Here is a 26,384-nt window from a genome sequence, read left to right on the forward strand (position 1 = left end):
CCTGAGGAGCCGCGTAAGCGGCGTCTCGAAGGATAGCCCGAGACGAGGGCTGGGCCTTCATGGTTCGCCCGACGATGCGAAGCATCGTCCGGAGACGCGCTTCGTGCTCCTCACCATGAGGGTCTAAGGCCGGCGCTCAACGAAAAACGCCCGGCTAAGCCGGGCGTTTTGTCTGTTGGCGTTCGGCCTATTCGCCGCCGCCGAAGCGGCGTGACCACCAGCCGGCGCGACGCGGCTGGGGTGCCGGTGTTTCGACTGCGGCCTCCGGCGGCTCGGCCGCGGGAACGGGCGGCGTAACCTCGCTGGGCGCCGGCGCGACCTCGGCGGCAGGCTCGGGCTGGCTGCTGAGGAAGCTCACCTTTTCACGCACGGTCGAACGCCGCCGCGCGGCCTTGTCGTTGTCGGACGCGGTTTCGTCCGCGGCTGCCGGCTCTACAGGAGCCTGCAGCTCGGCGGGCTCCTCAGGCTGCGGTGCCGATGGTTGAACGGTTGCTTCGGTCTGCGCGATCGACGGCGGAGCGTCGGGCGTGAAGCCGTCGAAATCGGCAACTGCCTGCGTCGCCTCTGGCGGCGGATTGGCGCTCAGCTCGTCGCTGATCGAACCGGCGAGACCTTCCTCGCCACCGCCGCGCCGGCGGCGACCGCCACGACGTCCACGCCGGCGGCGGCGCTCGCCGCCACCCTGCTCACCGCGGGCCTGGTCGAACTGCTCCTCGGTCTCTTCGCCTTCCTGCTCCGCGTCGGCTTCCTCGTCGGATTCACCTGCGGCCATGGCCGGCTCGGGAACGCTCGGCGCGGTGTCTTCGCGAAGCTCGCCCTCGCGCTGGCCGCCGCGTCCGCGACGACGCCGGCGGCGCCGACGGCGCTGGCCGTCCTGCTCGGGCGCCGCGTCACCTGCGGCCTGCTCTTCGGCGAGACCCTCGGTCTCGTCGGTCTCGACCTCGGATTCGGTCTCGAGATCGAATCCGTCCTCGTCGTCATAGGCTTCTTCGACCGCCGGCGGCGGGCTTGCCGCAGCCTGTGCCGCGAGCAGCGCCTTGGCGGCTTCCAGCGTGTGCACCTGCTCGCCGCGGTCGATGACATAGGCCTGCGGCCCGCTGACGGACGGGTCGGCGATGATCGACAGCGTGACCTTGAAGCTGTTCTCGAGATCGCGCAGATGGCCGCGCTTGTGGTTCAGCACATAGAGCGCGACGTCGGTGCGGGTGCGGACCACCAGATTGTGGGTCGCGCCCTTCATCAAAATCTCTTCCAGCCCGCGCAGGAGCTGGAGCGCGACGGAGGAGACCGAGCGCACGTGGCCGGTGCCGCCGCAATGCGGGCAGGGATCGGTCGAGCTCTCGAGCACGCTGGCACGGATGCGCTGGCGCGACATCTCCAGAAGGCCGAAATGCGAGATGCGGCCGACCTGGATGCGCGCGCGGTCCTGCCTGAGGCAATCGGACAGCTTGCGCTCGACCGCGCGGTTGTTGCGCTTCTCGTCCATGTCGATGAAGTCGATGACGATCAGGCCGGCGAGGTCGCGCAGGCGAAGCTGGCGCGCGACCTCTTCGGCCGCTTCCAGATTGGTCTTGAGCGCGGTGTCCTCGATATGGTGCTCGCGCGTCGAGCGGCCGGAGTTGACGTCGATCGAGACCAGCGCTTCGGTCTGGTTGATCACGACATAGCCGCCGGAGCGCAACTGCACGGTCGGCGAGAACATCGCGTCCAGCTGGCTCTCGACGCCCATGCGCGAGAACAGCGGCTGGCCGTCGCGATACTGCTTCACCGCGCTGACATTGGCCGGCATCAGCATTTTCATGAAGTCGCGCGCTTCGCGGTAGCCGCCTTCGCCCGCAACCTGGATCTCGTCGATTTCCTTGTTGTAGAGGTCGCGCAGCGAGCGCTTGATCAGCGAGCCTTCCTCATAGACGAGGGTCGGCGCCTGCGACTTCAGCGTCAGGTCGCGCACCGTCTCCCACATCCGGATCAGGTATTCGAAGTCGCGCTTGATCTCGGGCTTGGTGCGGGAGGCACCGGCTGTGCGCAGGATGATGCCCATGCCCTCGGGCACGTCGAGGTCCTGCACCACTTCCTTCAGGCGCGAACGATCCTGGGCGCTGGTGATCTTGCGGCTGATGCCGCCGCCGCGCGCAGTGTTCGGCATCAAGACGGCATAGCGGCCGGCGAGCGACAGATAGGTCGTCAGTGCGGCGCCCTTGTTGCCACGCTCTTCCTTGACGACCTGCACCAGCATCACCTGGCGGCGCTTGATGACTTCCTGGATCTTGTACTGGCGGCGCGGGCGGAAGGTGCGCTCCGGCACTTCCTCCAGCACGTCGTCGCCGCCGACGGACTCGACGACTTCCTCTTCGGCCTCTTCCCCGTCCTCGCCGTCCTCGCCATCCTCGGCGTCGTCTTCGGGGGCAGCCTCGGGATGCGGCGCCTCGGCGCTTTCAGCGGCCGCGTACACGGCATCGGCGGGTTCGATCGCGGCGGTCACGGCTTCGGCCAGCGCCTCGGCATGGAATTCGGGCGCCGGCGCTTCGGAGGCGGCGGCCTCCTGCGGCTCGGCTACCTCGGACGCGACTACGGGCTCGGCGGCGACGCCCGCGGGCGCCTCGTCGGCATGGTCGTGGTCGTGCTCGCCATCATCGTGATGATGATGGTCATGGTCGTGATCATGATCGTCGTGCTCGTGCTCATCATGATCATGATCGTGATCATGAGCCTCGAACGCGTGATGCTCCGCCTCGGTGTGCAGATGCTCGCCCTCGTGCGCGGCGCCCTCGGCGTTCTCCGGCAGCACCTCGCCTTCGAGCGGCTGGACGGCGAGATCGGCGCCAGCCTCGAGGCCCTCGACGATGTCGCTCTGCACGCGCTCGCCATGGCCGCGACGACGGGCATTGCGGTGGCGCGAGCGGCGGCGGTTGTGGGAACGGTTCTCGTTCTCCTCCTCGGCCTCGCGATGAGCCTGCTCCTCGGCCTCGATCAGCGCCTGCCGATCGGCAACCGGGATCTGGTAGTAGTCGGGATGAATTTCGCTGAAGGCGAGGAAGCCGTGGCGGTTGCCGCCATATTCGACGAAGGCGGCCTGGAGGGACGGTTCGACCCGTGTGACCTTGGCGAGGTAGATATTGCCGCGCAGTTGCTTGCGTTGCGCGGTCTCGAAATCAAACTCTTCGACGCGATTGCCGCGGACCACGACGACCCGGGTCTCTTCCGGGTGGGTGGCATCGATCAACATCTTGTTGGGCATGTCTTAACTCTTGGCGGCGGCGGGCGCTATTCACCGTGGGCGCGATGAGCGCTGCCGGGTGACGCGACGGTCCACCTGATTCGGGGGTGAGGGGAAGGCCAAAACACCCGCGCTCGCGCCGCGCCGAACCGGAAGCCGAGAGGACAACGCGGCGCGCGGAAGCTTCGCTCCGCAATGTCGCGAATTGTCTCTCAGTTTTGGTCGGCACAGTCTGGCGCATCAAGCGTCGGCCCGTATGAAACGTTGGGCGGCGAGCGCGCCGCCCCTTAATCAGTTGCTGCTGGCCAGGGTTTGGCGCGAAAGCGCTCGCCCCGGGGGGAACACGGCCGGGTCCTTGGGATTAAGGAACCGGGTTACGGGCTACGCCGCCTGTCAAAGCCGTCCCTGGCAATTGGAGGTAACCTGGGACCGGCGCCACCGGAGCCTTGACCCGTCCAACCTCGCTGCCGCGCGCCGCGCTGGCCGTGAAGGAGGGGGGAAAACGCTGGAATCCTCAAACCTTGAGAGTTCCGGCGCGGCACCGGGAGGCTGAGAGCGACACAACCGAAAATATTGGCCGTCAGCAGTTCGTACATACGAGGAATGCGACCTTGGTGCAAGGGAGCGTCGGGCGGGCGTCAGGCGAGCGTCGCGCGCCGGTCACACTTGGCGAGATTTGGTTATTGGGTCATTAAGGGCGGATTAACGCTGTGGTCCTATTGCGTTAGAACAGCTGCTCGGAGGCACGGAATCGGTGGCGAGCCGCGCAAATCATCTGATTTTGCTGGGATGTGCGCTGCTGTGCGCTGCAGCATTGCCGTGTTCTGATTCCAGGCCCGTCGCGGCCGCGGAAAGCCAGCCGCAAGCTGCCGTTCCGGCGTCGAATTTCCCGGTTGTCTCCGCGGCGCGCCTCGCCGGGGACAGCAGCCAGACCCGCCTTATTCTCGATCTCGACCAGACCATCACGTTCCGGGCCTTCACCCTGGCGGACCCGTACCGGGTCGTGGTCGATGTTCCCCAGATCAATTTCCAGCTTCCTACCGGCACCGGGACGGCCGGGCGCGGGCTGGTCAAGGCGTTCCGCTATGGCCTCGTGATGCCGGGCGGCTCGCGAATCGTGCTCGACCTCGCGGGCCCCGCCAGGATCGCCAATTCCTACGTGCTCGAGGCCGCCAACGGCCAGCCGGCGCGGCTGGTGCTGGAGCTCGAGGAGGTCGATCGCGCTGCTTTCGTCCAGTCGATGGCGCCGGAGAGCCGGGCTGCCCTGCGCCCGCCGACAACGGATGCTCCCCCGGCGCCAGCGGCGCCCGAGCCGGCCCAACAAAAACCCGTAGTGCCGACGGATTCGCGTCCCGTGGTGGTGATCGATCCCGGCCATGGCGGCATCGACAACGGCACGCAGTCGAGCGGCGAGAGCGAAAAGAACCTGGTGCTGGCCTTTGGTCTCGCCCTGCGCGACCGGCTTGAGAAGAGCGGCAAGTACCGGGTGGTGATGACCCGTGATGATGACACCTTCATCCCGCTGAACGACCGGGTCAAAGTCGCGCGCTCCCTGAACGCTGCGCTGTTCGTCTCGATCCATGCCGACGCATTGCCCCGCAAGGAAGGCGACGCGCAGGGCGCCACGATCTACACGCTGTCGGACAAGGCTTCCGACGCGGAGGCCGAGCGGCTGGCGGACACCGAAAACAAGTCCGACGCGATCGGCGGGGTCAACCTATCCGACGAGCCGACCGACGTCGCGGACATCCTGATCGACCTGGCGCAGCGGGAAACCCGTACCTTTTCAAACCGTTTTGCCCGCCTTTTGATGGGCGAGATGAAGACGACGGTGCGGATGCACAAGCATCCCCTGAAGTCAGCAGGCTTCCGGGTGCTGAAGGCGCCCGACGTGCCTTCGGTGCTGGTCGAGCTGGGCTACGTCTCCAACAAGGGAGACCTCGAGCATCTGGTCTCCGAGAGCTGGCGTTCCCGGACTGTGACGTCAATGGCCCAGGCCATCGACGCCTTTTTGGCCAAGCGGCTGGCGACTGCCGGATCCAGCAACTGAAAAGGGAGTTTTGGCTGGCCCCGCAAAGCCCTAGTTTGGCCACAGCGGGCGCTCTATAAAAACCGCTATGGGGGATTGCGGAATCGATGATCCCCCGCGGCAAGCGTATTGGGGCCCAAGCCTGGAGCCGGGCCCGACGAATCTCTTAGTGGTGTAATCTTGTACGCCGGATGAATTCGCGACTTGGGAAGGCGCCTATTGCCGGCGCCAAGAATCGTTACACGAATCGCTCCATGGATCGCTCCATGGGTTGTTCAAGGTTTGAACGGAAAAACAGATAATGCGCTTGCTGATACGGTTCATGGGCTTCCTGTTCGCCGCGGGAACCGTGGTCTTCCTGGTGGGCGTCGGGGCCATGGCAGGCCTGATCTGGCATTTCTCCAAGGATTTGCCGGACTACTCTCAGCTTCAGGATTATGAACCGCCGGTGATGACCCGCGTCCACGCGGTCGATGGTTCGCTGGTCGGCGAATACGCCAAGGAGCGTCGGCTTTATCTGCCGATCCAGGCGGTGCCGAAGCTCGTGATCAACGCCTTCCTCGCCGCCGAGGACAAGAATTTCTATGAGCATGGCGGCATCGACTACACCGGCATGGCGCGTGCCGGTCTGGTCTATCTCCAGAACTACGGCTCCAACCGTCGTCCGCAGGGTGCCTCGACGATCACCCAGCAGGTTGCCAAGAACTTCCTCCTGACCAACGAAGTGTCGTTCGCCCGCAAGATCAAGGAAGCCTTGCTGGCGATGCGGATCGAGCGGACCTACTCCAAGGACAAGATCCTCGAGCTGTATCTGAACGAAATCTATCTCGGCCTCGGCGCCTACGGCATCGCGGCGGCCTCGCTCGTCTATTTCGACAAGTCGGTGAACGAGCTGACGGTCGCGGAAGCGGCTTATCTGGCGGCGCTGCCCAAGATGCCGGCGACACTGCATCCGGTGCGCAACCGCGACCGCGCCATCGAGCGCCGCAACTACGTGATCGACCGCCTCCAGGAGAACGGCTGGATCAAGCAGGCTGACGCCGAGAAGGCGCGCAAGGAGCCGCTGGCCGTCACCAACCGTTCCAACGCCGCCCACACCTTCGCTGGCGAATATTTTGCCGAGGAAGTCCGCCGTGACATCTTCGAGCGCTATGGCGAGAAGAAGCTCTACGAGGGCGGCCTCTCGGTGCGCACGACGCTCGATCCGAAGATCCAGGTCATGGCCCGCAAGACCATGGTCACCGGCCTCGTGAACTATGACGAGCAGCAGGGCTATCGCGGCGCGATCAGCAAGCTCGACATTTCTGGCGACTGGGGCGTCAAGCTCGCCGACATCAAGTCGCTGTCCGACATTGCACCCTGGCGCATGGCAGTGGTGCTCGAGACCAGCGACCAGTCGGCGCGCATCGGCTTCCAGCCGAGCCGCGAACTCGGTGGCGCCGTGAGCAAGCAGCGCGAGACCGGCCTGATCACCCTTGACGGCGTGAGATGGGCAAAGGCCGCCTCGGGAGCGGCCAGGGGCCGGGCGGCGACCGCGGTGTCGCAGGTGCTTCAGCCCGGCGACGTGATCTACGCCGATCCACTCTACAAGGACGGGCAACCTGTCGAAGGCCAGTACCGGCTCCGCCAGATCCCCGAGGTGTCGGGCGCGATGGTGGTGATGGACCCCTGGACGGGCCGTGTGCTGGCGATGGTCGGCGGCTTCTCGTTCGACCAGAGCCAATTCAACCGCGCCACCCAGGCCTATCGGCAGCCGGGCTCGTCCTTCAAGCCGATCGTCTATTCGGCAGCGCTCGATAACGGCTATACGCCGTCGACCGTCGTGGTCGACGCGCCCATCGAAATCGACCAGGGGCAGGGCGGCGGCGTTTGGCGTCCGGAAAACTTCTCCTCGGGCAAGTACCAGGGCCCGGTGACGCTGCGCAACGCGCTGCGGCTCTCGCTCAACACCGTGACGGTGCGCCTCGCGCAGGACATCGGCATGCCGCTGATCGGCGAATATGCGCGCCGCTTCGGCGTCTATGACGAGCTGCCGAACTATCTCTCGTTTGCGCTCGGCGCCGGCGAGACGACGGCGATGCGCATGGTCACGGCCTATTCGATGATCGCCAATGGCGGCCGCCGCGTGAAGCCGACCCTGATCGACCGCATCCAGGACCGCTACGGCCACACCATATTCAAGCACGACCAGCGCGAATGCCGCGGCTGCGATGCCCCGGGCGGCTGGAAGAACCAGACCGAGCCGCAGCTGGTCGACCGCCGCGAGCAGGTGCTCGACGCCATGACGGCCTATCAGATCACCGAGTTGATGGAAGGCGTCGTCCAGGCCGGTACCGCGACCGTCGTCAAGGAAGTCGGCAAGCCGATCGCCGGCAAGACCGGCACCACCAACGAGGCCAAGGACGCCTGGTTCGTCGGCTTCTCGCCGGACATCGCGGTCGGCATCTATATGGGCTACGACAAGCCGCGCCCGCTCGGTAAGGGCAACGCGGCGACCGGCGGTCATCTGGCCGCGCCGATCGCGCGCGATTTCCTCAAGCTGGCGCTTGCCGATAAGCCGGCAGTTCCGTTCAAGGTTCCGGCCGGCATCAAGCTGATCCGCGTCGTCGCCAAGTCCGGCATGCGCGCTGGCCCCGGCGAGACCGGGGGCACGATCCTCGAAGCCTTCAAGCCGGGTACGGCGCCGCCGGATAATTACTCCGTCATCGGGGTTGCCGATGCCGACGGCCGTGGCCCGCAGCAGGCGCCGCCCGATTCCGGCTTCTTCATGCGGCCCGGCACCGGCGGGCTCTATTAGGCCCTAGGATAAGACGGACGACCGGCAGGCCGGCGGTTGCGCTTTGCAGCCGCCGCCGTTACATCCCATTTCATTCGCACGCGGAAATTCCGCGAGACCAGAGAACGACATGCGCGCCGAAATCGAACGGTTGGTAGAAGAGATCAAGCAGTCAGTCGGGCTGCTGAGGAGGCATCTTTGACGTCGAGAAGTCGACGGCGCGCCTCGCTGAGCTGAACAAGCTCGCAGAAGATCCCAATCTCTGGAACGATCCGCAGAAAGCCCAGAAGCTGATGCAGGAGCGCACCTCGCTGGAGGATGCGCTGTCCGGCATTGGCAAGGTCGAGCAGGAGCTCGAGGACAATATCGGCATGATCGAGCTCGGCGAGGCCGAGGGCGATGAGGGCGTGGTCACTGAGGCCGAAGCGGCGCTGAAAAACCTCAAGAAGGAAGTCGCGCGGCGCGAACTCGAGGCTCTGCTCTCGGGCGAGGCCGATCGTTTCGATTCCTATCTCGAAGTCCATGCCGGCGCCGGCGGCACCGAGAGCCAGGACTGGGCGCAGATGCTCTTGCGCATGTACACGCGCTGGGCCGAGACCCACGGCTTCAAGGTCGAGTATCTCGAAGAGTCCGAGGGGGAAGAGGCCGGCATCAAGTCGGCGACCATCCAGGTCTCCGGCCACAATGCCTATGGCTGGCTGAAGACGGAAGCGGGCGTGCACCGCCTGGTGCGCATCTCGCCGTTCGATTCCAATGCGCGGCGGCACACCTCGTTCTCGAGCGTGCAGGTGTTTCCCGTCATCGACGACAGCATCAAGATCGACATCAAGGAATCCGACGTTCGCACCGACACCATGCGGTCGGGCGGCGCCGGCGGCCAGCACGTCAACAAGACCGAATCCGCGGTGCGCCTGACGCATATTCCAACCGGCGTTGCCGTGGTCTGCCAGGCCGGCCGCTCTCAGCACAAAAACCGGGCGCAAGCCTGGGACATGCTGCGCGCGCGTCTTTACGAGATCGAGCTGAAGAAGCGCGAGGAAAAGGCCGCCGCCGACCAGGCCGCCAAGACCGATATCGGCTGGGGCCACCAGATCCGCTCCTACGTGCTGCAGCCCTACCAGATGGTGAAGGATTTGCGCACGGGCGTGCAGACCTCCGACACCTCGGGCGTGCTCGACGGCGAGCTTGACGAGTTCATGGCCGCGACACTTGCGCAGCGCGCCTTCGGCACCACCACCGGCGAGATCGAGGACGTCGACTAGCCATGCCCCGCGTCGCCTTCATCGGATTGGGGCGGATGGGCCACGGCATGGCCGGCCGCTATCTCGATGCCGGCTTCACCGTGTCGCTCTGGAACCGCAGCAAGGCCAAGGCAGAAGACCTCATCGCGCGCGGCGCGCGCTGGGCGACCTCGCCCGAGGACGCCGCGATCGATGCGGACGCCGTGGTGACCATGGTCGCCGACGATGAAGCTTCGCGCAGCGTGTGGCTTGGTCTCAACGGCGCCGCGAAGACGGCGAAGGCCGGCACGATCGCGATCGAGTGCTCGACGGTGTCGTATGATCATGCGCGCGAGATGGCGGGCGAATTGAAGGAGCGGGGGCTCGTCTACATCGACTGCCCCGTGACTGGCCTGCCGGACGCGGCGGCGGCGGGAAAACTGACTTTGCTGGTCGGCGCTGACGCCGCCGATCTCGAACGCGCCCGGCCGTTCCTCGAGCCGATCGGCTCGACCATCCGCCATTTCGGCGCGGTCGGATCGGGCACGGTCTACAAGCTCATCAACAACCTCATGGGCGCGATCCAGATCGCAGGCCTTGCCGAAGGTCTTGCGATTGCCGAGCAGGCCGGGCTCGACATGAATCTCGTGCTGGAATCGATTCTGTCAGGCGTCGCCGCTAGCCCGCAGGTGCAGCGCCACTCCAAGCGCATGGTCGCCCGCGATTTCAGCGGCGCGACGTTCACCGCCGCGCTGCGGCACAAGGATGCGGACTATGCGGTGATGCTCGCCGAAAGCCTGCTCGCCGACAAGCCGCTGGTCGGCCGCGCTGCCGTGGACGCTTATGCACGGGCGAAAGCCGTGATGCCCGACGATGACGAGGGCAAGATGATCGAGATCGTGTCGCGACCGAAGTAGGCCAGCTCGTCTTTATCGGAAATCGGGTGGCAATGGCTATGGCTCCGCAGTAGGCGATCGGTTTGATCGCCAAAGCGGGGCACAATGATTGCCAACGACAACCGGATCGACACACGAGACTGGTCGCTACTCTGCGTTCTCTCGATCCTCTGGGGCGGCTCGTTCTTCTTCAATGGCGCGGCGCTGCGGGAACTGCCGCCTTTGACTTTGGTGTTCCTGCGCGTCGCGCTCGGCGCCGCCATGCTGCTGCCGCTGCTGCGTATCCAGAAGATCCCCTTTCCCAAGGGCGTTGCGGGCTGGAGGCCGTTCTTCGCGATCGGACTGTTCAACAACGTCGTGCCGTTCTCGCTGATCGTGGTCGGCCAGACCTTCATTCCGAGCGGGCTGGCGTCGATCCTGAACGCTACCACACCGCTGTTCACCGTGATCGTGATGGCGATGGCGGGCGAAGAGATATTGCAGATGCGGCGCGTGGCTGGCGTCGCCCTGGGGCTCATCGGCGTGGTCATCCTGAGAGGCTGGGGCGTCGAGGCGGGGACGGGGCAGGGGTTTGGTATTTTGCTCTGTCTCGGCGGCGCGTTCAGCTACGGCCTCGCGGCGCTGGCGGCGCGTCGGCTGCTGAAGGACTCGCTGCCGCTCGGGACCGCAGCCTTTCAACTGCTGGCTTCGAGCGTGATGATGGCGGTCGTCGCCGGCGCAGTCGAACAGCCATGGCTTCTCCCTATGCCGGGCGTGTCGACCTGGCTCGCGGTGCTCGGCCTCGCAGGTCTTTCGACAGCGCTCGCCTACATCGTCTTCTTCCAGATCCTGCGGCGCTCGGGCGCCACCAATGTCATGCTGGTGACGTTGCTCATTCCCGTGACTGCCATTCTTCTCGGCTGGCTCGTGCTGGGCGAGCCGGTCTCGCTGCGCGAGATCGCGGGTGCGATGGTCATCGGCAGCGCGCTGCTGGTCATCGACGGACGTGCGCTAACGGTGTGGCGCCGCTGTTCGGCGGCGTTCGTCCCTTAGCGTCATGCCGCCGGCGACGCCAACGCCGAGGACGTAGATCCAACCCGCGTGAAAGTCGAACAGATGCGAGTTCAACAGCGAGCTCGTCATGTTCTGCACGACGACGACGAGCCCGATCCACGCCGCCAGGCCATCTCCTGTGAACAGCAAGAGATGGACGAGCCACATGGCATAGAGCAGGACGACGCCGAATAGCCCCCATTGCATGGCAATGTTGAGGGTCTGGTTGTGAGGATTGTTGACCACTTCGGCCTCGATGCCGGTATGTCCCTCGGCGGCCCGCTCGAACTGCCGCTTGACCGAGCCGGTGCCGTGGCCGAGCAGGGGCGCCTGCGCCAAGGCGGCGATCGCCTTGCGCCAATAGATCAGGCGCTGCGCCGTGGAGGCGTGGCTGATGTCTTCATGTCCATGCTGATATTCAACGACGATGTCGGTGATCCGCTGACGCAGATATGACGACGTTGTCCAGGCGAGCAGGCTTGCCGCCACAGTGCCCGCCAGCAGCAGCATGGCCGCGCGCCGGCCCAGATGCCGCCAGGCGAACAACGCGAGCAGCACGCCCATGCAGAGCAGCGCAGTGCGGGCGGAGGCGACGAACAGCATGTTGGTGACGAACAGCAGGACCAGAGCAAGGCAGGCGCACGCCGCGGCCAGCCGCCGCTCGCGCCAGAACGTCAGCGCCGGCAGCACAAGCGCAAAGGCGCACAGTGTGAATTCCTGGCTCTGGTCGATGTAGTTCTTGACCGGCACGCCAGCTGATGCCGTTGCGGCGATCTTCCATGCGGGGTGGAGCAGCACGATCCAGGAGAAGACCGCCAGCAGGGCGCACGAGACGAGAAAGGCCGCGAAGATACACGTGCCACGCTCCGAGCGCTGAAAATGATAGAGCAGCGGCGGAATGATGACGAGCTTTGCAACCGGCTTGATTGCGTGCAGCCGGTCGGCCCAGGCGGCGTCGGACCAGAGCATGCCTGCGAGCGCGAGGCCAAGCAGCGCGAAGGGCAAGGCAAAGGCAGGCTGCTTCAGGCAGCTCGCATAGTCCCGCCAATCGATGGTCGGCACGAGGACGAGCAGCCACAGGCCGACGAAGATCGCCGGCAGCGAGGTCGACCACGGCAGCGACGCCGCGATCATCGCGGCGAGCAGATCGGAACCGTGCATCAGCCTTGCCGTGCTGCGCGAGGGCGCAAGCACGCCGCGCGCGTCGGCGGCGAGGGCCGCGCCGTGTCCAGCCGCAGCTTCAACGGTCATGACGAGGCGCCTATTGCGCGGCCATCATGCTTTCGGCGGGTCGATACTGGCCGAGGAAGTCGCGGGCCTGGGTCTGGTAACCGAAGCGCTCGGCAAGCTGGCCGCGGCGGTCCCTGATGTCGCGGCGGCATTCCTCCTGCCGCGCGATCACGCGCGTGACGGATGCACGGATCGACTCGGCCGAGAACGGATCGAAATAGTCGGCGAGCTCGCCGGCGACCTCGCGGAACACGGCGATGTCGGAGCAGAGCACGGGGGTGTTCGCCGCGAGCGCCTCGATGATCGGCACGCCGAACCCTTCGGCGAAGCTCGGCATGATCAGGCCGTGGGCCTCGGCGATCAGGCTCGCCTTCTCATGCTCGTCGACATAGCCGGCGAAGCGGATGTTGGGCGGCAGGTTGCGCATCTGGGAGGCGAGACCGGCATAGCCGATCACGACGAGATCGGCCTGCGGCATGCCGCGGAAGGCGCGGATCACGGTGGCGACGTTCTTGCGCGGCTCGTTGGAGACGATGACCACGAAGCTCGGCCGCCCCGGACGCCCCGTCGGGGCTGGCAGTTGCAGGACATCCGGGGCGTCGAACTGCGTGCGGGGGTAGACGACCCTCGCAGGCAGATGGGCAAATTGCGGCAACAGCTCCCTGAACCGCATCATGCTGTAGTTGGAGACGAAGGCGAGCTCGTCGGCCTGGCGCAAGCTCGTCAGCAGGCGAGACAAGAACAGGCGCGTCGCGACATCGCTGAGCTTGAGGTCGGTCAGCGGCAAGAGGTCGTGGACCACGCAGATCACCTTGGCGCCCGGCTTGCGCTTGATCGCGACGCGAGTCGGCGTGTCGACGAGGATGACGTCGTAGTCGCGGGCATCGATCCGCGGCGGCGGCAGCAGGAAAAGGGCGGAGGAGTCCTGATAGCTGTAGAAGCCGGCTTCGAGCTGGAAGTCGCGGAACAGCTCGAGATGGCGCAGATCTGGCGGGATGTATTCGAGCGCGGCGCTCTTGTTCTCGATCAGCCGCGTGCTCATCCCGCGCAGGCCGATCGCCCGAAGGAGGCAGAGCGCGTATTCCCACGACGTCGCCATGTCGATCCGGTGCCGGATCCAGCCGAGCAGGCGGCGCAGGCCGCCGTGGCTGCGCATCGTCGGCTCGCTCATGTTGACCTCGTCGAGGTAGCGGTACAGCGCCAGCAGCTCGATGTTGCGCGATTGCCGCGGAAACAGCCCGGTGCGCCGCTCGCGCGCGCGCAGCTTGCGGTAGCGGCGCGTGGTCTCGACGAGCAGGGTCAGCTCGTGGCCGTCAGCTTCGAGCGAGCGGATCAACTCGCGGGTGAAGTGGAAGATGCCGCGTTTGTGGTTGGGCTCGCCGAGCGCCTCGGAGACGACCAGAATGCTCTTCTTCATGCGCGTTTCTCGCGAAGCTCGAATGGATGTGTGGCGGGCGGCTCGACGGCGACCGTCGAGGCGACGCGTCCGTGATCGAGGTTGATGATGGTGGAGCAGGTGCGGCGCAGCAGCGGCTGGTCGTGGGAGGCGATGATCACGATCGCAGCCTGCGAAACCAGCTTGATCAGCCGGGCCTGCGCCTTGGCCGAGAAATTCTCGTCGACGACGCTGAGCCACTCGTCGAGCAGCAGGATGTCGGCCGGGAATGCGGTGGCGGTCGCAAACAGCACGCGCATCAGCATGCCCGAGGAGAACATCCTGAGCGGCAGCCGCTGCATCCGCTCCTCGAGCTCGGTGAAGGCCCAGATCTCGTCGATGATGGCGCGGGTCGGCTTGCGGCCGGAAATCCGCAGCAGGAGCGCGATATTGTCTTCCGCCACGAAGTCGAGATTGACGCCGGCATTGAGGCCGAGCAGGGGCACTATATTGCCCTTGATCGCGACGCTGCCGCAGCTTGGCGGATAGACCCCGGCAATGAGGCGGAGCAGCGTCGACTTGCCGGAGCCGTTCGGTCCGGCAAGACCGATCCGGGCGCCGGCTTCAGCCTCGATCGTGATGTTGTCGACGGCGCGGATGATCCGCATTCCGCTTTGCTCACGGATGAGGTGGCCGAGCAGGCGGCGCTTCAGGGAATGATCGTAGGCGCCGTAGAGGGGGTAATCGAGACTGGCATTGCGCAGGCTGATCGAGGCCATGACTCTAGATCCAGAAGGCCGCTTTGCGCAGATGCACGAGCGTCAGCCAGCTTGCGAACGTCAGCCCGGCAAGGCACGCCAGCACGTAGACGATGCTGAGAGTGTCGACATGGCCACCCACCAGAGGCTCGCGCCACACCGCGAACAGGTGCGTCAGCGGATTGAGCCGCATGATGGTCGAGCGGTGATTGATCATTTCCGTCGACCAGATCACTGGCGAGGAGAGGAATCCGAGCATCAGCGAGGATTCGATGATCGGCTTGAGGTCGCGATACCGCGTCGCCATGGCGCCGAGCACCAGGCTCAGCGCGAAAGTGCAGGCGATGAACAGCAGAAGCCCCGGCAGCGCGGCGAGCGCGTGGGAGAGATCGCGCGGGGTCAGCAGCAGCCAGAGCACCAGCGGCACACAGGCGTTGTGGAGCGCAAACAGGGCCTGGCGGAAGGTGCATTGCAGGAGGAAGATCACCGGCGGCAGCGCGCGGTCGCGGATCAGGCTCGCCGAGCCCTGTAGCGCCGTGGTGGCATCGAGCACGACGCTGTTGAGGAAGGTCCAGGCCGTCATCGACAGCGCGAGCATGGGCAGCCGGGCCAGCACGCCGGCGTTGGACATCTGGCCGATCACCGAGCCCAGCACCGCGACCACGATCGCCATCTGGAGCGACATCCAGAACGGGCCGAGCAGCGAGCGCACGTAGCGATGGCGCATGTCGGACCAGGCCAGCGCGCCTGCGATCCGGATCACGTCGAGCCAGCCCGGCGTGGCGGAAGAGGTGGCGGAGCGGCTTGTGCTGGCGGCAAGCACCTGGGCGTACACCGTCTCCATGCCGTTCTTGAAGGCGGCGGCGGAGTAGCGCGTGGCCGCGCGCGTTCGCGCGGCAAGGCCCATGCGGCGGCGGCGTTCGGGATCGCGGATCAGCGTGTCGATGGCATCGCCGAGCGCTGCGGAATCGCCGGGCGGCACGGTGATCGCCTCGATGCCGTCGCGCGCGACATGCGGCACGGCCGTGTCCAGTGCCGTGTTGACGACGGGCCGGCCTGCCGCCATCGCCTCGAGCTGGACGAGCCCGAAGGTCTCGGCGTTGGTCACCGACGGCATCGCGAACACGTCGGCGATGCACATCAGCTTGACTCGCTCGCAATCGGGCACGGAGCCGAGCAGGCGGACGCGGTCGCCAACGCCGAGCTCTTCGATCAGTTGCTCGAGCCGGGCGCGCTCGGCGCCTTCGCCGATGATCCAAACCTCGAAATTCCGCCCCTGAGCTGCGCGGATCAGCACTTCAAAGCCCTTGTAGGGAACGAGCCGGCCACAGGCGAGCACGAGCCGTCCCCGATCGTTGACGTGCTGGGGATCGATCCTCGGCCAGTCATACTTCGTGGTGTCGATGCCGAACGGCACGGCGTGGCACTTGTCAGCAAATTCCCGCAGCAAGGGCGTTCTGTCGACCAGCACGTGGTCCGAGACGATGATGGCGGCGGCCTGACGCAGGGTTCGGCGCATCAACGGCTCGACGAACCAGCGCAAGCCCGCGTGGGTGACGATGTCGGCATGCCAATGGACGACCAGCGGCCGCTTGCGAGCGAGCCCGAACGCGAAGACGAGGTCGGCAAGCGGGAAGGGGGCGTGCAGCGCCAGCAGGTCGTGCTGCGCGATCTTGCGCCACAGCCGCCACGGATATGTGGGAGCGGCCGGCAGCGAGAGCACGTCGCCGAATGACTGCACGCGCTCCACGGCGATGTCGTTGACGACGATGTTGCGGCGTTCGTCGGCGGATTTCGAGCAGACCAGCACGGCGGAGGTGAAGGCGTCCTTCAGGCTCGTGCAGATGTCGCGGATCACCGTGAGCGTGCCGCCGAACAGGTCGGGATAGTAGACCTTGAAGATATGAAGAACCGATGGGCGGGTGGGTTCGCTGACAGGGGTCATGTTGTTCGTCGCGCTCCGCTCAGCCGGCCAGGAGGGCGGCGACGAAGGGCACCGCGAGCGTCGAGATGAAGATCACGCCGCGCAGCAGCGCGGGCAGCATCGGCTCGACCGCGCCGGGGCGGCCGAGATGTGCGGAAATCATGTTGGAATTGCAGACCAGGCGGTCAGGCATTGGGTCAACTTTCCCTTTCGAGTCGTGCCCTCAGTTGCGTCCCGTATATGTGGGAAAATTTACCACGTCAACGGTGCGAACGAAAAATGTGGGATTGTGTCCCACGCGTGACGCCGTTACTATTCGGACATGAATGCCAAGCCCGGGTCCAAGGCGGCGGATAAGCCGGCTGCGCCACAGCCGAACGCCGCGGCAAAGCTGCACGCGCCCTTGGCGCGGCTGCTGCGCCCGTTGGTGCGGCTGTGCATCCGCAGCGGCATGACCTTTCCGGCATTGGCACAATTGCTCCGCGAGCTCTTCGTCAACGTCGCCGAGCACGATTTCGTGCTCGAGGGCAAGGAGCAGACCGACAGCCGCGTCAGCCTGCTCACGGGCATCCATCGCAAGGAAGTGGCGCGGCTGCGCGGCGCCGGCGCGCCCGTGCACGAGGCGCCGGCTGCGGTGTCGCTGACCAGCGCCGTGATCGCGCGCTGGCTGGCCGCGCCCGAATTCACCGATACGAAGGGCGAGCCGCTGCCGCTGCCGCGCACGGCCGAAGGCGAGGCGCCCTCGTTCGAGCAGCTCGTCGCCTCCGTCACCAAGGACGTCCGTCCGCGCGCGGTGCTCGACGAATGGCTCGATCGCGGGCTCGTCACTATCAACGCCGATGATGCAATCGAGCTGGTCGAGGCCGCCTTCGTTCCCCGCGGCGAGGACGACAGCAAATGGCACTATCTCGGCCGCAATCTGCACGACCACATCGCCGCGGCTGCTGACAACGTGTCGGGCCCTGCGCCACGCTTTCTCGAACGCGCCGTTCACTACAACGGCCTGTCGCCGAAACTGGCAAAACGGCTCGAGGCGCGCTCGCGCGAGCTTGCGATGGAGGCGCTCAAGACCGCCAACCGCGAGGCGAATCGCGCGCTCGCCAAGGACAAGGGCGGCGATGCCCGCTGGAATTTCGGCATTTACATCTATTGCGAGGATGTCGAGGAGGAGAGCGACGGCACCGGCGAGGGCGGTCGCTCATGACCACGCCGCCGCGCATATCGCGCCGCCTGCTGCTCACGGGGTTCTGGCTCGCAGGAACGGCCGCCGCCTGGGCGCAAACCAGGCGCGGCACCGACCAGGGCATTGGCGGCACCGGAATCAGTCGCGGCGATGATCAGGGCATCGGGGGCACCGGCATCGTCGGCGTGATTCAGCGTTTCGGCAGCATCTACGTCAACGGCGAGCGCGTCGCTTACGCGGCCGACGTGCCGGTGCGGATCGACGGCGAGCAGGCGACGACCAAGAGCTTGCGCATCGGACAGCTCGCGCGCGTGGTCGCCGTCCGGCAGGCCGACGGCACGCTGGCGACGCGCAGCATCAATATCGCCAGCGAGGTCGCGGGCCCGATCGAGGCGGTGAAAGGCAATGAGATCACCGTGCTCGGCCAGAAGGTTGTATCGAGCGGCCAGGAGAGCTGGCACCGCGTCGGCACTCGTGTGGCCGTGTTCGGGCTGCGCCGTACCGACGGCACGATCGTCGCAAGCCTCGTCGAGCAGCGTCGTAGCACCACCGCGCGGGTGTCCGGTTTGGTCGAGCGCGGTCCTGACGGGCTGCATATCGGCGGCCTTCGGCTGAACGGTGCTGATGTCGCCCTGGTCGGCCAGCGCGTTCAGGTGGAGGGCAGCACGAGTCAGGGCATGCTCCAGGTGGCGCGCGCCAGGATCGACGATTTCTCGGATCTCGCCGGCGCGAGCCGGCTATCGGTCGAGGCCTATGTGCAGCGCGCCGGCGCCAATCTGCAGCTCGGCTCCGGCCTCGTCGCCCATGACGGCTCGCGCTTTGCGCCGAGCGCCGGCGAGGCGCGGGTGGTGCTGAACGGTGTGTTCGACCGCGCGCGCGGCCTCCAGGTCGAATCGGTGCAGGCGGTCACGCAGTTCCCGGGATCGTCGCTCCAGGGGCCGGGCGGCCCGCCCGGATCTGGCGGTCGTTCGCCGGGCGGATCGATCCTGCACCCGGGAAGTGGCACGCCCGGCTCGCCGAGCGGCCAGCCCGGCGGACCTGGTGGTGCGCCTGCGCCTGGTTCGAGCCCGGGCTCGGCTCCCGGCGCCGGTCCGTCGGGCCCGACCGGTCCATCGGGGCCGGGTGGCCTTGGCTCACCCGGCGGTCCCATGGGGCCCGGTGGTGGCGGCTTCGGTGGTCCCGGCGGCGGGATGGGTGGCGGCAGGCGTTAGAGCGCCCCCTATCGTCGCCTCGAAAGAAACGAGCGCAACCGCGCGTGACTGGGATCATCGAGGACCTCGGCCGGCGGACCGCTTTCGACGATCTGGCCCTTGTCCAGAAACCAGACGGTGTCCGCAACTTCGCGCGCAAAGCCGATCTCGTGCGTGACGACGACCATCGTCATGCCGTTCTGCGCCAGGGACTTCATCACCCGCAGCACCTCGCCGACCATTTCCGGATCGAGCGCGCTGGTCGGCTCGTCGAACAGCATGACGTCCGGATCCATCGCCAGCGCGCGTGCGATCGCAGCGCGCTGCCGCTGCCCGCCGGACAGGCGCGACGGCAAGGCGTCGGCCTTGTCTGCCAGCCCGACGCGGTCGAGCTCGGTCATGGCGCGCGCCCTGGCGGCAGCCTTGGGCATTTTCCGCAGACGCTTCAGCCCGAGCGTGATGTTGCCGAGCACGGTGAGATGCGGAAACAGGTTGAACGCCTGGAATACGAATCCGACGCGCTGGCGCAGGCGATTGATGTCGACGCCGCGCCCGGCGACGTCCACGCCTTCGAACAGCACTTGTCCGCCTTGAATGTCCTCCAGGCGCGTCACGGTTCGAATGAGCGTGGATTTGCCGGAGCCCGATGAGCCGAGCAGCGTGACGACCTCGCCGCGTTTCACCTCGCCGGTCACGCCGGCCAGCACCTGGTGCTGGCCAAACCATTTTTCGACGGCCTCGAATCGGATCATGGCTGCCCTCATGCCGGCTGAATGCCGAGCGCACCGCGCTCGGCAGCCAGCCGACGTTCCAGCCAGCGCGCCGCCGATGTCAGGGTGAAGCAAAGCGTGAAATAGGTCAGCGCCAGCAGGCCATAGACTTCGAACGGTTGCGTCATGAGCTGGTTGTTCACCTGGCTCGCCGCAAAGGTCACCTCGTTGGCGCTGATGACATAGCCGAGCGATGTCTCCTTGATGGTGGAGACGAACTGGCTGACCAGGCTGGGCAGCATGTTGTGCAGGACCTGCGGCAGAATGACCTTGAAGGTGGTCGGAAAGTAGCCGAGGCCAAGGGCCTTGGCCGCTTCGGTCTGGCCTTTTGGCAGGCCTTCGATCCCGGCCCGGATGATCTCCGAAAGATAGCTCGCCTCGTAGACGACGAGTGCGAAGAGCAACGTCGCGACGCCCCCGACCGTATGTCCGATCAACAGCGGCAGCGCGAAATAGGTCCAGAAGATGAACATGATCAGCGGCAGGCCGCGCACGACGTAAACCACGGCGGTCGCCGGTCCGCGCAGCCAACGATGCGAGCTGAGACGCGCCAGCGCAAGCGCGATCGCGACGGGAAAGCTGAGGGATAGCCCGACCACAGCGAGGAACAGCGTCATGGCGAGGCCGCCGACGGGGCCGTGCGGGTATTGCCCGATCAGGAACAGAAGCCAGTTGTTCTCGATGATCTCCAGCATCAGCGCAACTCGAGTTTCAGCCGCCGGTCGGCGAAGGCGCCGAGCGCCATGATGGCGAAGGAGATCGAAAGATAGATGATGGTCGCGACCGCAAACGCTTCGAACGTCTTGAACGTGTAGCTGTCGACCTCGCGCGTGCGATAGGTCAGCTCGCCGACGCCGATCGCCATGGCGAGGCTGGTGTTCTTGAACAGGAGGAGGGTCTGGTTGATCAGCGGCGGAATCACGATGCGCAGAGCCTGTGGCAGGATCACGTAGCTCATTGCCTGGAGATAGTTGAATCCGATCGAGCGCGCGGCTTCATACTGCGTCTTCGGGATCGATCGAATTCCGCTGCGCAAATCCTCGGTGATATAGGCCGCCTTGGCGAGGCCCAGCGCCACCATCGCGAGAAGAAACTCGCTGTGGTGGCCGTTGACCCACATGCGGATGGCGCGAGGCAACAGTTGCGGGACGCCGAAGTACCAGACCAGGATCTGAACCAGCAACGGAACGTTGCGATGATATTCGACGTAACCCGCGACCACCCATTCGAGAGGCCTGAACGGAAGCGTGCGGACCAGTGTCAGGATGATCCCGAGCGTCATTCCGAGCAGCCAGGCCGCCACGGTCAGCGCGATCGTCGTCGCCACTCCCCAGATGAACCAGTCCAGATATTGGCCGGTCAGGACAGCGGCCGGGTCGAAGACATAGCCCATCGTAAAGTCATGCACTCCGGATGTTCAGATTAGCGCAGAGGCGAGGGGATCAGCCCTTGATCTCCTCGATCTTGAAATCCTGCTTCATGTTATAGACCGTTCCCGGCCCGAACCACTTAGCAAAAATCTTGCCAGCCTCTCCCGATGCATCCAGGTCGGCGAGCGCCTTGTTGACCTGATCCTTGAAAGCCGCTTCGCCCTTGCGGACGCCGAGTCCCCAAGGTTCGACGAAGACCGATTTCTCGACGATCGACATCGGCGAGGATGCCTGGGCCTGTTTGCGCAGCTTCACCAGGATCAGCTCCGAAGCGCAGAAGCCGTCGACCTTGCCTTGCGCAACGGCAAGAAAGGCCGACGACGACTCCTGGAAGGTCACGGTTTCCGCTGCCGGAATCACCCGCCTGACGCCCTGTTCGGACGACGATCCCTTGACCGCGCTGACCCGCTTGCCAGAGAGCTGCTCGAGCGTCGCGATGCCGGAGTCGGCAGACACCAGCACCTTCTGCTCGCTGACGAAATACGAGTAGCTGTAGTCGATCTGTTGCGCGCGTTCCTTCGTCCAGCCGAGATTGGCAGCGAGGATATCGACCCGGCCCTGGAGCAGCTCGGGGATGCGGGCTTCGACGGCCATCGGCTTGAGCTCGAGGGCAACACCGAGCGACTCCGCGACCTTGCGGCAGATGTCGACGTCGTATCCGACGATCTCGCGCGTCTTCGGATCCTGGAAGCTGAACGGCTCGGACGTGCCGAGCGTGCCGCAGACCAGCTTGCCGCGGGTCTTCACGTCGGCAAGCGCGTCCGCCTTTGCCGCGCCGACTACACCGGCGAGGAACAGGAGTCCGGCGGCGGCGACCTGGAGTAATCTCATGGCTCTTTCCTTCATCCTTCTGCGATTAGCGCAAGGCCGCACAGGTGCGCGCGAGCCTTGTGCAGGCTTCCTCGATCTTCGGCAACGACGTCGCGATCGACATGCGCAGATAGGACGGCATGCCGTAGGCCGTTCCATCGATCACCGCGACGCCGGCGGCATCGAGGAAATGCATGACGACGTCCAGATCGGTCTTGAGAATCTTGCCCGCGGGCGTGGTCTTTCCGATCAGGCCCGCGCAAGACGGAAACACATAGAAGGCGCCGTCGGGCGGAAGGCAAGAGAGGCCGGGGATATCGTTCAGCATGGCGACCGCGCGATCGCGGCGGAGGCGATACATCTCGCGGGCCTCCGTGACGAAGCCCTGATCGCCTTCGAGCGCTGCGGTCGCCGCCGCCTGGCTGATCGCCGACGTGCAGGATGTCGACTGCGACTGGATCGTGTTCATGGCCGAGATGAGCTCTGCGGGCCCCGCGCCGTAGCCGAGCCGGAAGCCGGTCATGGCATAGGTCTTGGAGACACCGTTGACCAGCAGCGTCCGCTCCTGCAGCCGAGGCTCCACGGCAACGATGCACGGCGTTGCCCCGCCATCGAATCGGATGTGCTCGTAGATGTCGTCGGTCATGACCGCGACATGGGGGTGGCGCACGAGCACTTCGGTCAGCGCACCTATCTCGGCGGCGGAATAGAACGCGCCGGTGGGATTGCACGGAGAGTTCAGGATGAGCCAGCGCGTTCTGGGCGTGATCGCTTGCTCCAGTGCCTCGGCCGACAGCTTGAATCCTGCGTTCTCGCCGCAGCTCACGATCACCGGCGTGCCGTCGCAGGCTTCGACCATGTCGGGGTACGAGACCCAATAGGGCGCGGGGATGATGACCTCATCGCCGGCGCCGAGCGTGGCGGCGAACGCGTTGTAGATGACCTGCTTGGCGCCGCCGCCGACGGATATCTCGTTCATGGCGTAGCGAACGCCGTTCTCGCGGGCGAGCTTTTCGATGATCGCCTTGCGCAGCGCCGGCGTTCCGTTGACCGGCGTATAGCGCGTCGCTCCCGCTTCGAGCGCGGCAGCAGCGGCTGCGCGGATGTGCTTCGGCGTATCCAGATCAGGCTCGCCGGCGGTGAGATCGACGACGTCGCGTCCCTCGGCCTGGAGCTGACGGGCCCGATCCCGCGCGACCATGCTCGGCGACGGCTTGATCCGTTGAACCCTCGGGGCGAGGGCAATGGCACCCGTGCGGCTCATGACGTTACCCCTTGGGCGGGTGTGCTTGCGGTACCGATGTAGGAATCGACGCGGCCTTCGCGAATGGCCGCCAGTGCGCCGGCTTCGCGTACCTCCTGTTGCTTGACTCGCTCGAGCAACTCGGCGGCAACGGACCGGTCGAAAGCCACGACACCATCTTCGTCGCCGAGAATGACGTCGCCCGGCATCACCACCATGCCGTCGATCGAAACGGGCACGTTGATCTCTCCGGGACCCGATTTGTAGGGACCGCGATGCGTGACGCCGCGTGCGAAGCAGGGAAAGCCGGCCTCGGCGAACGCACCGACGTCGCGGACGGCGCCGTCGATGACGAAGCCGGCGACGCCCATCGCCTTGGCGCGCGTCATCATGATCTCGCCGACCAGGGCCTGGCCAAGATCGCCGCCGCCATCGACCACGAGCACGTCGCCCGGCCGGAGCAGTTCGTAGGCCTTGTGCAGCATGAGATTGTCGCCAGCGCGAGTCTTGACGGTGATCGCGGTGCCGATCAGGCGGGCGCTGCCGTGGAGCGGCCGGAGCGCGCGCGTGCCGTGTAGACGGTTCATATTGTCGGAGACGATCGCGACCTGTGCGCTGGCAAAATCGGCGATGATTGCAGGCGGGACCGAGGGCGGTGAGGGGAGCAGTCGATGACCGGGCAGGAGCATAGGCAAAACCGATGGGCTGTGCGCTGGAGCGCGGATTTCGCGTCGAGCCTGCCCCGCGATCGGCTTGAAGAAAAGTGAATATTTTTCTAGGAGTGATATCGCTTTTTTCGATTGATGAGCATCGCAACCATGGTGAGCCTGACTCTTAAGCAGGTTGAAGCGTTCTACTGGATTGCCAAACTGGGCGGTGTCGTCGACGCTGCGGAGCGGCTGAATCTCGCGCAATCGACCATCTCCAAGCGCATCGCCGAATTGGAAGCAGCGGTCGGGAGCACGCTGTTCGATCGCAACAGCCGGACGATCGGCCTGACCCGAAGCGGCGCAAATCTGGTCGAGCTCGCCGGTCAGCTACTGGAGCTCGAGGCGCGAATGCGCCAGGTCGCAGCCGGGCCGCTGGCCTTCAGTGGTGCCTTCCGCTTCGGCGTCACCGAGCTCGTGGCACTGACCTGGCTGCCGAAACTGGTCGTAGCCATGAAGGAGGCCTATCCGGCGGTCATTCCGGAGCCCGAAGTCGAATCCAGCGTCGTGCTGCTCGATAAGCTCGCCGATCGTCGGCTGGATCTCGTGATTGGTCTTGATCCGCCGGCCAGTGCCGACTTCAACGCGCTGCCGCTCGACAGCGTCACGCTGCAATGGATGTCGGCGCCCGGCGTCGGCCCCAAGACCAATGAGGCCGCGCTGGATGAGATCGCGCGATATCCGATTCTCACCCAGGGGGAAGGATCAGGCTTGCAGAAGCTCGTTCTGGACTGGCTTGGCGCGAGCGGCATCAAGCTCAATCGCGTCGTTAAGTGCAACAGTCTCAGCGTTCTCTCGGCGCTGGCCGTGGCAGGCCTCGGCATCACCTTTCTGACCGAGCAGTATTTCCGGCACGAGATCGAGATTGGTCTCTTGCGCACGATCAGGACGTCGCCGCCCATCCCGCAGATCAGATATTTTGCCGTGACGCGTGCGGACGCCGTCGATCCGCTGGCCGGGCAGATCGCACGGATCGCGCGTGAATGCTGTGACTTCTCGCTCCGCGGCTTGTCGGCGCGGCGTGTCCGACAGGCCTAGAACCATTTCCGTTCCGATGGAATCGGAACGGGGCTCTGGATTCTAGTTTTGACACGTTTTCCTTACGCGAACCGGTATCCACTTCGCTCGAAAACGTTCTAGCCCGCGCTGAGGCGCACACCGGCGCGCAGGAATTTCTGCGGATCGACCGCTTCGCCGTCGATGCGGGTTTCATAGTGCAGATGCGGGCCGGTCGAGCGGCCGGTCGATCCGACCAGTCCGACCACCTGGCCGATCTTCACGATCTCACCGACCTTGACGTTGATCTCGGAGAGATGGCCGTAGCGGGTCGAGAGCCCGTTGCCGTGATCCACCTCGACCATGCGGCCGTAGCCACCCGACCATCCGGCCGAGACCACCTTGCCGCTGGCGGTGACGCGCACGGGATCGCCGGTCGCGGCGCGGAAGTCGAGGCCAGTGTGCATCGCCGGCCGGCCCAGGAACGGATCGCTGCGCACACCGAAGCCCGAGGTGAATTCGACTTCGCCGATGACGGGCTTGCGGTAGGGCACCAGCGCCAGCGTGCGGTTGAGCCGATCCACCTCGGCGCGCGTGACGTTGATACGATAAAGCTGTTTCTCGAACGGACCGGCATTGGCGGTAAGTTTGACGGGTACAAAAGGCCCGCCCATTGCTGTCCGCGGCACGGCGGCTTCGAGATCGGCGAGGTTCAGGCCGAGATCGCTGACCAGACCGCGCATCCGGCGTGCGCGCGATTCCATGCTGTCCTCGACGGCGCTGAGGGCGGCGATCTGGCGTCTCTCGACCTGGTCAAGCGAGGTCTGCAAACGCACCAGGACGTTGTCAAAACCCTGAACCTTGGCGAACTGATTCGGCTGCGGGTTGGCGACCACGGGCGTGCGCGATTCAAGCCGCGCCTCGCGATCCGGCGGCGCCACGAAAATCACGGTGTCGCTGATCGGCGAGGGTTTTGGCGTGCCCTGAGGAGGGGCGGCGTCGCCGCGCTGCGGTGTCGCGCGCGGGATCGATCCGGTCACGTCGGGCATGGCCCCGAGCGCCGTTGCGCGGGACTCCAGCGCGGTCTGGCGCTTCATGATCTGGTCGAGCTTCTGGTCGAACTGCTCCTGGTTGAGCAGCTGTCGGCTCGTGGTGCGGTCGACCTTGGCCCTGAGCTCGGCGATGCGGTCCTCATAGGCATATTGCATCTCGGCCTGGCGGGCGATCAGCCGCGTCAGCACGTCGTCGCGGAACGCGAAATAGGTGGCGGTCGCCGCCGACCACAGCCCGAGCAGCACGACGGTCCCGACCACGATCCAGAACACCACGGGCCCGAGGCGGACCTGCTTGCCGTGATGCACGATGGTGTAGGCGTCGTCAGTGGCGGGCAGCGGTATGGCGGCGGCGGTGCTGACAGGACGGCGGTTGAAGGACCGCCCGTGGTCATGAGGGTGATGTTGGGGGTACTGCGAGAACTGGGCAGAACTTTTCGACATCGGCACTCCCGCGCCGGTCGGAGAGGTTCCGTACGGCTCAATTGCCGCAGCAATCTGGGCCGCTCATGGTTAATTTTCCGGAAACGGGAACGTTCGAATTCG

General features: G+C 65.7%; 21 protein-coding genes. 8 read left to right on the top strand and 13 right to left on the bottom strand.

The annotated features are described in order from the left end of the window. Nucleotides 1–187 precede the first annotated feature (187 nt). A complete protein-coding gene (locus tag QQL28_RS24920) occupies nt 188–3,238 on the bottom strand; it encodes an Rne/Rng family ribonuclease (protein ID WP_284269531.1) in 3,051 nt (1,016 codons plus the stop codon). Between the two features lie 733 nt (nt 3,239–3,971). Between QQL28_RS24920 and QQL28_RS24925 the strand changes: the two genes are divergently transcribed. The 5 genes from QQL28_RS24925 to QQL28_RS24945 all read left to right on the top strand — a co-directional run bounded on the left by QQL28_RS24925 (nt 3,972) and on the right by QQL28_RS24945 (nt 11,170). Next, nucleotides 3,972–5,267 carry an N-acetylmuramoyl-L-alanine amidase gene (locus QQL28_RS24925; RefSeq protein WP_284269532.1) on the top strand — a complete coding sequence of 432 codons (1,296 nt, stop codon included), beginning with the start codon at nt 3,972–3,974 and terminating at the stop codon, nt 5,265–5,267. Nucleotides 5,268–5,547: 280 nt separating this feature from the next. Continuing rightward, the gene (locus tag QQL28_RS24930; protein WP_284269533.1) at nt 5,548–8,043 is read left to right on the top strand and encodes a penicillin-binding protein 1A; all 2,496 of its coding nucleotides are present in this window, start codon (nt 5,548–5,550) and stop codon (nt 8,041–8,043) included. A gap of 109 nt (nt 8,044–8,152) precedes the next feature. After that, a protein-coding gene (gene prfB / locus QQL28_RS24935; RefSeq protein ID WP_284269535.1) for a peptide chain release factor 2 occupies nt 8,153–9,284 on the top strand; the annotation gives its coding sequence in 2 pieces (ribosomal slippage) (nt 8,153–8,221 and nt 8,223–9,284; 1,131 coding nt in all). A gap of 2 nt (nt 9,285–9,286) precedes the next feature. Next, nucleotides 9,287–10,159 (top strand): NAD(P)-dependent oxidoreductase, encoded by an 873-nt coding sequence (locus QQL28_RS24940; protein WP_284269537.1) that lies wholly within the window; start codon nt 9,287–9,289, stop codon nt 10,157–10,159. An 84-nt stretch (nt 10,160–10,243) separates the two neighbouring features. Next, nucleotides 10,244–11,170 (top strand): DMT family transporter, encoded by a 927-nt coding sequence (locus tag QQL28_RS24945; RefSeq protein WP_284269539.1) that lies wholly within the window; start codon nt 10,244–10,246, stop codon nt 11,168–11,170. On the opposite strand, the gene QQL28_RS24950 is transcribed toward QQL28_RS24945, so the two are convergent. The 5 genes from QQL28_RS24950 to QQL28_RS24970 form a co-directional block, all read right to left on the bottom strand. Then, nucleotides 11,129–12,331, bottom strand: coding sequence for an O-antigen ligase family protein (locus QQL28_RS24950; protein ID WP_431309639.1), 1,203 nt, complete (start codon nt 12,329–12,331; stop codon nt 11,129–11,131). The two genes, QQL28_RS24945 and QQL28_RS24950, sit on opposite strands and share 42 nt — an antisense overlap. Before the next feature lie 100 nt (nt 12,332–12,431). Then, nucleotides 12,432–13,817 (bottom strand): glycosyltransferase family 4 protein, encoded by a 1,386-nt coding sequence (locus QQL28_RS24955; RefSeq protein WP_284269542.1) that lies wholly within the window; start codon nt 13,815–13,817, stop codon nt 12,432–12,434. Next, the gene (locus QQL28_RS24960) at nt 13,814–14,554 is read right to left on the bottom strand and encodes an ABC transporter ATP-binding protein (RefSeq protein ID WP_284269543.1); all 741 of its coding nucleotides are present in this window, start codon (nt 14,552–14,554) and stop codon (nt 13,814–13,816) included. The genes QQL28_RS24955 and QQL28_RS24960 overlap by 4 nt, the downstream gene beginning before the upstream one ends. A gap of 4 nt (nt 14,555–14,558) precedes the next feature. After that, complete coding sequence (locus QQL28_RS24965; protein ID WP_284269545.1) at nt 14,559–16,478, bottom strand: glycosyltransferase; 1,920 nt, start codon at nt 16,476–16,478, stop codon at nt 14,559–14,561. Between the two features lie 19 nt (nt 16,479–16,497). After that, on the bottom strand, nt 16,498–16,650 hold the full coding sequence (locus QQL28_RS24970) for a hypothetical protein (protein WP_284269546.1): 153 nt from the start codon (nt 16,648–16,650) through the stop codon (nt 16,498–16,500). A gap of 129 nt (nt 16,651–16,779) precedes the next feature. Between QQL28_RS24970 and QQL28_RS24975 the strand changes: the two genes are divergently transcribed. Together QQL28_RS24975 and QQL28_RS24980 are read left to right on the top strand one after the other, a co-directional pair. Continuing rightward, nucleotides 16,780–17,661, top strand: a complete 882-nt coding sequence (locus tag QQL28_RS24975; RefSeq protein WP_284269548.1) for a DUF6502 family protein — start codon at nt 16,780–16,782, stop codon at nt 17,659–17,661. Then, entirely contained in the window at nt 17,658–18,851 is a 1,194-nt protein-coding gene (locus tag QQL28_RS24980) for a DUF5666 domain-containing protein (RefSeq protein WP_284269550.1), read from the top strand. The genes QQL28_RS24975 and QQL28_RS24980 overlap by 4 nt, the downstream gene beginning before the upstream one ends. An 8-nt stretch (nt 18,852–18,859) precedes the next feature. Here the strand turns inward: QQL28_RS24980 and QQL28_RS24985 are convergent, their stop codons facing one another. From QQL28_RS24985 to QQL28_RS25010, 6 genes are read right to left on the bottom strand one after another with little or no spacing between them, the layout of a single operon-like run. After that, the gene (locus tag QQL28_RS24985; RefSeq protein ID WP_284269552.1) at nt 18,860–19,582 is read right to left on the bottom strand and encodes an amino acid ABC transporter ATP-binding protein; all 723 of its coding nucleotides are present in this window, start codon (nt 19,580–19,582) and stop codon (nt 18,860–18,862) included. An 8-nt stretch (nt 19,583–19,590) separates the two neighbouring features. After that, nucleotides 19,591–20,295, bottom strand: coding sequence for an amino acid ABC transporter permease (locus tag QQL28_RS24990; protein WP_284269554.1), 705 nt, complete (start codon nt 20,293–20,295; stop codon nt 19,591–19,593). After that, nucleotides 20,295–21,008, bottom strand: coding sequence for an amino acid ABC transporter permease (locus tag QQL28_RS24995; RefSeq protein WP_284269556.1), 714 nt, complete (start codon nt 21,006–21,008; stop codon nt 20,295–20,297). The genes QQL28_RS24990 and QQL28_RS24995 overlap by 1 nt, the downstream gene beginning before the upstream one ends. Nucleotides 21,009–21,042: 34 nt before the next feature. Further along, nucleotides 21,043–21,861, bottom strand: coding sequence for an ABC transporter substrate-binding protein (locus tag QQL28_RS25000; protein ID WP_284269558.1), 819 nt, complete (start codon nt 21,859–21,861; stop codon nt 21,043–21,045). Between the two features lie 25 nt (nt 21,862–21,886). Then, on the bottom strand, nt 21,887–23,104 hold the full coding sequence (locus QQL28_RS25005; RefSeq protein ID WP_284269560.1) for an aspartate transaminase: 1,218 nt from the start codon (nt 23,102–23,104) through the stop codon (nt 21,887–21,889). Beyond that, the gene (locus tag QQL28_RS25010) at nt 23,101–23,772 is read right to left on the bottom strand and encodes an RraA family protein (RefSeq protein WP_284269562.1); all 672 of its coding nucleotides are present in this window, start codon (nt 23,770–23,772) and stop codon (nt 23,101–23,103) included. The genes QQL28_RS25005 and QQL28_RS25010 overlap by 4 nt, the downstream gene beginning before the upstream one ends. A 129-nt stretch (nt 23,773–23,901) precedes the next feature. Between QQL28_RS25010 and QQL28_RS25015 the strand changes: the two genes are divergently transcribed. Continuing rightward, nucleotides 23,902–24,828 (top strand): LysR family transcriptional regulator, encoded by a 927-nt coding sequence (locus tag QQL28_RS25015; protein ID WP_284269564.1) that lies wholly within the window; start codon nt 23,902–23,904, stop codon nt 24,826–24,828. A 98-nt stretch (nt 24,829–24,926) separates the two neighbouring features. Here the strand turns inward: QQL28_RS25015 and QQL28_RS25020 are convergent, their stop codons facing one another. Next, nucleotides 24,927–26,282 (bottom strand): M23 family metallopeptidase, encoded by a 1,356-nt coding sequence (locus QQL28_RS25020; protein ID WP_284269567.1) that lies wholly within the window; start codon nt 26,280–26,282, stop codon nt 24,927–24,929. Nucleotides 26,283–26,384: the final 102 nt, after the last annotated feature.

Origin of the sequence: Bradyrhizobium iriomotense (assembly GCF_030160715.1) — a bacterium.
Taxonomy (GTDB): Bacteria; Pseudomonadota; Alphaproteobacteria; order Rhizobiales; family Xanthobacteraceae; genus Bradyrhizobium; species Bradyrhizobium iriomotense.

Excerpts from the sequence above, each read along its gene's own strand:
- QQL28_RS24955 (WP_284269542.1), bottom strand. The coding sequence starts at position 13,817 with ATGAAGAAGAGCATTCTGGTCGTCTCCGAGGCGCTCGGCGAGCCCAAC.
- QQL28_RS24920 (WP_284269531.1), bottom strand. The coding sequence starts at position 3,238 with ATGCCCAACAAGATGTTGATCGATGCCACCCACCCGGAAGAGACCCGG.
- QQL28_RS24945 (WP_284269539.1), top strand. The coding sequence starts at position 10,244 with ATGATTGCCAACGACAACCGGATCGACACACGAGACTGGTCGCTACTC.
- QQL28_RS25015 (WP_284269564.1), top strand. The coding sequence starts at position 23,902 with ATGGTGAGCCTGACTCTTAAGCAGGTTGAAGCGTTCTACTGGATTGCC.
- QQL28_RS24975 (WP_284269548.1), top strand. The coding sequence starts at position 16,780 with ATGAATGCCAAGCCCGGGTCCAAGGCGGCGGATAAGCCGGCTGCGCCA.
- QQL28_RS24930 (WP_284269533.1), top strand. The coding sequence starts at position 5,548 with ATGCGCTTGCTGATACGGTTCATGGGCTTCCTGTTCGCCGCGGGAACC.
- QQL28_RS24950 (WP_431309639.1), bottom strand. The coding sequence starts at position 12,331 with ATGCACGGTTCCGATCTGCTCGCCGCGATGATCGCGGCGTCGCTGCCG.
- QQL28_RS24990 (WP_284269554.1), bottom strand. The coding sequence starts at position 20,295 with ATGCTGGAGATCATCGAGAACAACTGGCTTCTGTTCCTGATCGGGCAA.
- QQL28_RS25020 (WP_284269567.1), bottom strand. The coding sequence starts at position 26,282 with ATGTCGAAAAGTTCTGCCCAGTTCTCGCAGTACCCCCAACATCACCCT.
- QQL28_RS25000 (WP_284269558.1), bottom strand. The coding sequence starts at position 21,861 with ATGAGATTACTCCAGGTCGCCGCCGCCGGACTCCTGTTCCTCGCCGGT.
- QQL28_RS25010 (WP_284269562.1), bottom strand. The coding sequence starts at position 23,772 with ATGCTCCTGCCCGGTCATCGACTGCTCCCCTCACCGCCCTCGGTCCCG.
- QQL28_RS24970 (WP_284269546.1), bottom strand. The coding sequence starts at position 16,650 with ATGCCTGACCGCCTGGTCTGCAATTCCAACATGATTTCCGCACATCTC.
- QQL28_RS24985 (WP_284269552.1), bottom strand. The coding sequence starts at position 19,582 with ATGATCCGATTCGAGGCCGTCGAAAAATGGTTTGGCCAGCACCAGGTG.
- QQL28_RS24965 (WP_284269545.1), bottom strand. The coding sequence starts at position 16,478 with ATGACCCCTGTCAGCGAACCCACCCGCCCATCGGTTCTTCATATCTTC.
- QQL28_RS24980 (WP_284269550.1), top strand. The coding sequence starts at position 17,658 with ATGACCACGCCGCCGCGCATATCGCGCCGCCTGCTGCTCACGGGGTTC.
- QQL28_RS24960 (WP_284269543.1), bottom strand. The coding sequence starts at position 14,554 with ATGGCCTCGATCAGCCTGCGCAATGCCAGTCTCGATTACCCCCTCTAC.
- QQL28_RS24940 (WP_284269537.1), top strand. The coding sequence starts at position 9,287 with ATGCCCCGCGTCGCCTTCATCGGATTGGGGCGGATGGGCCACGGCATG.
- QQL28_RS25005 (WP_284269560.1), bottom strand. The coding sequence starts at position 23,104 with ATGAGCCGCACGGGTGCCATTGCCCTCGCCCCGAGGGTTCAACGGATC.